Below are 5,632 nucleotides of genomic sequence, written 5' to 3'. Positions count from 1 at the left end.
CCAAATGGGCGGCGCAAGAGGCCACAAAATCCAAAAAATGGCGTCTTCCGCGTTCGCGCGGGAAATTTCGAGGGCTTGTTCAGCGTAGCCTTAGAGTCTCCCTACTGATCAAAATAGAACGGTCGTTCGATTGTCCATATTCCGTGAATACAATCAGTCGCCAGACAGACAGGGCGCGGTCGGCGCTCTGTAGAAAATAATCCATTATCAAACGCCCGACGAGAAGCCCATGACCAACGAAGAAATCCTCGCCCAATACGGCCCCCGCGAATCCATGGAATACGACGTGGTGGTCGTTGGCGGCGGCCCTGGCGGCCTTGCCACTGCGATCCGCCTGAAGCAACTGGCGGCCGAAAAAGGCCAGGACGTCTCGGTCGTGGTGCTCGAAAAAGGCTCCGAGCCCGGTGCGCACATCCTGTCGGGCGCCATCATGGACCCCAAGGCCCTCACCGAGCTGATCCCCGACTGGAAAAAGCGCGGCGCGCCCCTGAACCAGCCCGTCACCGACGACGCCTACATCTTCCTGTCTGAAAAGTCGGGCTTTCGCGTGCCCAACATGTTCCTGCCGCCCTTTGCGCAGAACCACGGCAACTACATCATCAGCCTGGGCAACCTGACCAAATGGCTGGGCGAACAGGCCGAAGCTCTGGGCGTGGAGATCTTCCCCGGCTTCACTGCGGCTGAAGTGCTCTACAACGACAACGGCTCCGTCAAGGGCGTGGCCACCGGCAACATGGGCGTTGGCAAGGATGGCGAGCCCACCGAGAACTTCCAACTCGGCATGGAACTGCTGGGGAAATACACCGTTTTTGCCGAAGGCGCACGCGGCCACCTGGGCAAGCAGCTGATTGCCAAGTTCCACCTCGACAAGGACCGCGACCCGCAGAGCTTCGGCATTGGCGTGAAGGAACTGTGGGAGATCGACCCCAAGAAGCACCAGCCCGGCTTTGTGATGCACACCGCCGGCTGGCCCATGGAGAACGACACCTACGGCGGCGCCTTCCTGTACCACCTGGAGGGCAACAAGGTGGCACTGGGCTTCGTCACGGGGCTGGGTTATGCCAACCCCTACCTGAGCCCGTTCGAGGAGTTCCAGCGCTGGAAGACGCACCCCAACGTCCGCTACTACTTCGAAAACGAGAAGGGCGAGATCACAGCCAAGCGCCTGTCCTACGGTGCACGTGCCATCAACGCCAGCGGCATCAACGCACTGCCCAAGACCGTGTTCCCAGGCGGCGCCCTGGTGGGCTGCAATGCTGGCTACCTGAACGTCGGTCGCATCAAGGGCAGCCACGCCGCCATCAAGACCGGCATGCTGGCCGCTGAAGCCGCCTACGACGCCGTGGTGGCAGGCCGCCAGCACGACGAGCTGACCGCCTACCCCGAAGCCTTCGAAAAGAGCTGGCTGCACACCGAGCTGAACAAGGACCGCAACTTCAAGAACTGGTTCAAGTACGGCCTGACCACGGCCACGCTGATGAACGGCTTTGAGCAGTTCGTGCTGCGCGGCCACATCCCCTGGACGCTGCACCGCGACAAGCCCGACCACGCGTACCTGAAGCCCGCCGCCGAGTGCAAGCCCATCGTCTATCCCAAGCCCGATGGCAAGCTCACGTTTGACCGCCTCTCCAGCGTGTTCATCAGCAACACGAACCACGAAGAGAACCAGCCCGCCCACCTCACGCTCAAAGACCCGAGCGTGCCGGTCAACATCAACCTGGCCAAGTACGCCGGCCCCGAGGCGCGCTATTGCCCGGCGGGCGTGTACGAGTTTGTGCCCGACACGACCAAGGGCGGTGATGCCCAGCGCCTGCAGATCAATGCGCAGAACTGCGTGCACTGCAAGACCTGCGACATCAAGGACCCCACACAGAACATCGTGTGGGTCACGCCGGAAGGCGGCGGTGGCCCGAACTACGCGGGCATGTAAGCACCGTCAAAATTCATAGCACCTTGCGCTTGAAGGGCCTGCACTGCAGGCCCTTTTTTATTGATGTCTCTGGCACTGGCGCTCACGCGGCTGCGCGTGTGAGCTGAAACTGCCCCATCGCACCCGCCAGCCGGTTGGCCTGGTCCTTGAGGCTCTGGGCCGCTGCGGCGCCCTGCTCCACCAGCGCGGCGTTCTGCTGCGTCATATGGTCGAGCTGGTCCACCGCCTGACTCACCTGGCCGATCTGCGTGCTCTGCTCGCTGCTGGCCTCGTTGATCTCGGACATCAGCGTGGTCACACGCTCCACGCTTTGTACGATGTCGCCCATCGTGGAACCTGCGGTCACCACCAGCCGGGCACCGTCACTCACCTTGTCCACGCTGGTAGAGATCAGCGCCTTGATCTCGCGCGCCGCATTGGCGCTGCGCCCGGCCAGGCCCCGCACTTCGCTGGCCACCACGGCAAAGCCGCGCCCCTGCTCGCCCGCACGGGCGGCTTCGACGGCCGCATTGAGCGCGAGGATGTTGGTCTGGAACGCAATGCCATCGATGATGCCCACGATGTCGGCAATCTTCTTGCTGCTGGCATTGATCTCCTCCATGGTCTTGACCACCTGGCTGACCACTTCGCCGCCTTTGCTGGCCACCTCGGTGGCGTTGAGCGCCAGCGCATTGGCCTGGCGGGTGCTGTCGGCATTGGCGGCCACCATCTGCGCCAGCTGGGCAATGCTGGCCGCCGTCTGCTGCAGGTTGCTGGCGGCGTGCTCGGTGCGCATGCTCAGATCGGTGTTGCCCGCTGCTACTTCGGAGCTGGCCACATGGATGGATTCGCCCGAGTCACGCACCTCGGTCACCACGTAGTGCAGCGACTCGACCATCTTGTCCAGCGCCGTGAGCAACTGGCCGATCTCGTCGGTACGCTGGGTTTGCATACGCACTGTGAGGTCGCCCCGCGCCACCACAGCGGCCGCCTCGGAGGCCTGGCGCAGCGGCAGCACGATGGAGCGCCGCAGCAGCCAGCCAAACAGCGCCGACAGCGCCACCACCACCAGCACCGCCACGGCACTGATCCATTGCGCACGCGATGCATCGGCAATCATGCTGTCCCCCGCCTTCAGGGAGGACTGCTCGGAAGCCGCGAGCAACTGGTCGATGGACCGCAGGTATTGGGTCAACGCGGCGGCGTGCTCCTGCAGCTCTTTCTGGCTGATGATCTTGGCTTCCAGGGCGTTTTGCACCAGCGCGTCCCGCAGCACGGCGTATTTCTGGCGTTCGGCCTGGGCCTGCGCCCAGAGGGGCCTGGCGCTCTCGCTGGAAGACGCCTGCGCCAATGCCTCGTCAATGCGTTTGCGCATTGCGTCTTCGGCAGCGATCTGGTTACGCATTTCGGCCACCAGGGGGAACACGTCGGACGAGAGCGTGGCGCGCAATGCAATCTGACCGATGTAGACCGACTGGGTTTTCCAGTCGCGCACGGTGCGTTCGATGGGCAGTTGCTCCGTGGTCAACAATGTGGCCTGACGGCTCGTGTCCTGGCCTGTCAGCCAGGTGGTGGCCCCCAGCAGCGCCACCGCAAAGCCCAGGATGCCAAAGCTGGCCGCCAGCTTTTGCCCCACGCTCAGGGTCCGGCGGCGCCGCGCTGGCGCTGGGCTCTGGGCGGTAGCGTCTGGCGCGGCACGGCGGAACTCCGAGTCGGCCGGTGCGGCGGAGAAGGCGGCGCCGCCAGGTGCCCCGGAAGTGGCGGGCAAATAGTTCATGAGCGTTCTCCTGTTTCATTTCCCGCACCGTGCGGGGGTGGAATCCGGCGGAGCCAGCGACGTGCACCGTGCGCCGCAGCAGATTCCCGGCACTCAGCGCCGACCCCACAGGGGGTCAGCAATCCATCACGTCAGGACGTGACACATTCGCCAAAGCCGCCACCGCCGGGGGTGGCGATCTCGAACACATCGCCGGGCTCCATCAGCGCCGCGCCAATGTGGCCCAGCTCCTCCACCTGGCCATTGGCACGCAGCACGCGGTTGGCACCAGGCCTGCCGGGCTGGCCGCCCGCCATGCCAAAGGCCGGGTTCAGTCGCCCGTTGGACAGGATGCTGGCCGTCATCGCCTCCAGGAAGCGCACGCGCCGCACGCCGCCATCGCCACCCGCCCAGCGGCCTGCGCCGCCCGAGCCGCGCTGGATCTCGTAGCTGTCGAGCACCACCGGGAAGCGGAACTCCAGCACCTCGGGGTCGGTGAGGCGCGAGTTGGTCATATGGGTCTGGACCACGCTGGTGCCGTCAAAGCCGCGCACCGCCTGGCCCGAGGCGTCCAGCACCGCGCCCGCACCGCTACCACCGGCAATGGTTTCGTAGTACTGGTACTGCGCATTGCCGAAGGTGAAGTTGTTCATGGTGGGCTGGCTACCCGCCATCACGCCCAAGGCGCCAAACAGCGCGTTGGTGATGCAGGTGGAGGTCTCCACATTGCCTGCCACCACCGAGGCCGGCGGGTTGGGGTTGAGCATGGAGCCTTGCGGAATGATCACCTGCAGGGGCTTGAGGCAACCGGCGTTGAGCGGAATGTCATCGTCCACCAGCGTGCGGAACACATACAGCACGGCCGCCATGCACACGGCACGGGGGGCGTTGAAGTTGTTCATCTGCTGCGGACTGGTGCCTGCAAAGTCGATGACCGCACTGCGCTCGGCCACATTGACCTTGACCGACACGCTGATCTGCGCGCCGTTGTCCAGCGGCAGGGTGAAGCTGCCGTCCTTGAGCTGCGTGATCACACGGCGCACGGACTCTTCGGCGTTGTCCTGCACATGGCGCATGTAGGCCTGCACGACATCCAGGCCAAACTGGTCCACCATCTTCGACAGTTCTTGCACGCCCTTCTCGTTCGCGGCGATCTGTGCGCGCAGGTCGGCCAGGTTTTGCTGCGGGTTGCGGCTGGGGTACGGCGTGGTGCCGCCGCCCGTGGCCAGCAGGGTGCGCACCTCCTCTTCCAGAAAGATGCCCCGGTCCACCAGCTTCACGTTGTTGATCTGCACACCTTCTTCATCAATGCGCGTGGAGAACGGTGGCATGGAGCCCGGCGTGGTGCCGCCAATGTCCGCGTGGTGGCCCCGGCTTCCCACATAAAACGTGGGCTCGTTGCCCTCGGCCACATACACCGGGGTGATCACTGTCACATCGGGCAGGTGGGTGCCACCGTGGTACGGGTCGTTGAGCATGTACACATCGCCCGGGTGCATCTTGCCCGCGTTCTCGCGGATCACGGTCTTGATACTCTCGCCCATTGACCCAAGGTGCACGGGCATGTGGGGCGCGTTGGCAATCAGGTTGCCGGCTGCATCGAACAGCGCGCAGCTGAAGTCCAGACGCTCCTTGATGTTGACTGAATACGCCGTGTTCTGCAGCTGCAGCCCCATCTGCTCGGCAATGTTCATGAACAGGTTGTTGAACACCTCCAGCAGCACCGGGTCCACCGTGGTGCCTGCGGCGTACTGCACCTTGCGGGCCGTCACGCGGTCCAACACCAGGTGGTCCAGGTCGGTCAGGCGCGCAGACCAGCCGGGCTCCACCACGGTGGTGGTGTTCTTCTCGGCAATGATGGCCGGGCCGGGGATCACGTCGCCGGGGTGCAGGTCCTCGCGCACTACCAAGGCAGCGTCGTGCCATGCGCTGCCCGAGTACATCTTCACCATCTCGCGCTGCGGGTG

Annotated in this window: 3 protein-coding genes; 1 reads left to right on the top strand and 2 read right to left on the bottom strand. The window is 64.4% G+C overall.

The features are described from left to right. Positions 1–229 precede the first annotated feature (229 nt). Positions 230–1,930 (top strand): electron transfer flavoprotein-ubiquinone oxidoreductase, encoded by a 1,701-nt coding sequence (locus DBR23_RS10510; RefSeq protein ID WP_056746137.1) that lies wholly within the window; start codon positions 230–232, stop codon positions 1,928–1,930. Positions 1,931–2,012: 82 nt separating this feature from the next. Here DBR23_RS10510 and DBR23_RS10505 read toward each other — a convergent pair whose 3' ends face one another. Both DBR23_RS10505 and DBR23_RS30495 read right to left on the bottom strand, forming a co-directional pair. Next, the gene (locus DBR23_RS10505) at positions 2,013–3,686 is read right to left on the bottom strand and encodes a methyl-accepting chemotaxis protein (protein ID WP_108498209.1); all 1,674 of its coding nucleotides are present in this window, start codon (positions 3,684–3,686) and stop codon (positions 2,013–2,015) included. A 131-nt stretch (positions 3,687–3,817) separates the two neighbouring features. Beyond that, on the bottom strand, positions 3,818–5,632 hold a 1,815-nt coding region (locus DBR23_RS30495; protein WP_233250389.1), incomplete at its 5' end, for a hydantoinase B/oxoprolinase family protein.

Origin of the sequence: Acidovorax sp. HMWF018, from assembly GCF_003061035.1 — a bacterium.
Lineage (GTDB): Bacteria > Pseudomonadota > Gammaproteobacteria > Burkholderiales > Burkholderiaceae_C > Acidovorax > Acidovorax delafieldii.
Note: the sequence above shows the minus strand (reverse complement) of the source record. Positions and strands in the feature narration are given on the sequence as shown.